The 1,703-nt window shown below is 66.7% G+C and carries 1 protein-coding gene; it reads left to right on the plus strand.

What is annotated here, in order from left to right; all coding sequences use genetic code 11:
- Window positions 1–1,703: condensation domain-containing protein (locus tag AWB81_RS42690; protein ID WP_235026252.1), on the plus strand; the 1,703-nt coding region annotated here is incomplete at both ends.

Here is a 1,703-nt window from a genome sequence, read left to right on the forward strand (position 1 = left end):
TACATCGCGCCGCGCACCTCGCTCGAACACGCGCTCGCGCAGTGCTTTGCCAGTGTGCTAGGCCTGGAGCGTGTGAGCATCTTCGATAACTTCTTCGCACTCGGCGGCCACTCGCTGCTCGCTACGCAACTCGTCTCGCGGCTGCGCGAAGCCCTGTCTGTTGAACTGCCCCTGCGCACCCTGTTCGATGCGCCCAGCGTCGCCTCGCTCGCCGAGGCTCTGCAGGAGGATTCGTCTGGTCAGCCCAGCGCATTGCCGCCCCTGCAAGCGCTCGACCGCCCCGCACGCCTGCCGCTGTCCTTTGCACAGGAACGCCTGTGGTTCCTCGAGCAGCTCAACCCCGGACAGTCCACCTACAACATCCCGGTGGCCCTGCGCCTGAGCGGTGCACTCGATGTGCCCGCCTTCCAGGCCGCCCTCAACGCCCTGGTGGCCCGTCACGAGAGCCTGCGCACCTCCTTCGCGCAACATGACGGCCAGGCTGTGCAGCGCATCGCGGCACAGTTGCAGCTCACGCTGGCGCTGAGCGTGCTCGACACGCTCGCCCCCGATGCGCAGGCCGCCGAAGTGCGGCGCCTCGCGCAAGTCGAAGCCACCCGCGCCTTTGATCTTCAGCACGGGCCGCTGCTGCGCGCACAACTGCTGCGCCTCGCGCAAGACCAGCACGTGCTGCTGTTCACGATGCATCACATCGTCTCCGATGGCTGGTCCACCGGCGTGCTGGTGCGCGAGCTCGGTGCCTGCTATACGGCCGCGCTGCGCAACGAACCCCTCGCCCTGCCGCCGCTGGCCGTGCAGTACGCCGACTACACCCTGTGGCAGCGCGACTGGCTCGCCGGCGCCGAACTCGAGCGCCAGAGTCAATACTGGCGCACCCAGCTCGCCGGGCTCGCACCGCTGGATCTGCCCACCGATCGAGCCCGTCCCGCGCAAATCAGCGGACGTGGCGCGACGCTGCCCTTTGCCGTGCGTGCCGAGTTGTACCAACGCATGAATGCGCTCGCTCAGCGCGAAGGCGTGACGCCCTTCATGCTGGTGCTCGCCGTGTTCCAGACCCTGCTCGCGCGCTTGTCCGGACAGTCGGAGGTGGCTGTGGGCTCGCCCATCGCCAATCGCACTCACGCGCAGATCGAGCCGCTCATCGGCCTGTTCGTCAATACGCTGGTGCTGCGTGCCGATCTCTCGGGCACACCCTCCTTGCGCGAGTTGCTCGCGCAAGTCCGTGACACAACGCTTGCCGCCTACGCCCATCAGGATCTGCCTTTCGAGAAGCTGGTCGAGGCGCTCGCGCCGGTTCGCGACACCAGCCGCACGCCGCTGTTCCAGGTCATGCTCGTATTGCAGAACGCGCCGATGGAACCGCTCGCCCTGCCCGGGCTCACGCTGGAGTTGCTGCCCGCAGCGGAAGCCGGCGCCAAGTTCGATCTCACCCTGAGCCTGACTCATAAGCAAGACGGGCTGGCCGGCAGTTTCAGCTACGCCACCGACCTGTTCGATACACTCACCATCGCTCGGCTGGGCGAACGCTTCACGCGCTTGCTCGAACAGGCGCTGGAGCAGCCCGATGCGCCGCTGCATGCGCTTGAACTGGTGCTGCCGGAGGAGCACGCGTTGCTCGAACGCTGGAACGACACCGCTGCGCCTTATCCGGAGCATCTGTGTATCCATCAGCTCTTCGAGCAACAAGTTCAACGCACGCCCGA

The organism is Caballeronia arationis, from assembly GCF_001544975.2.
Lineage (GTDB): Bacteria > Pseudomonadota > Gammaproteobacteria > Burkholderiales > Burkholderiaceae > Caballeronia > Caballeronia arationis.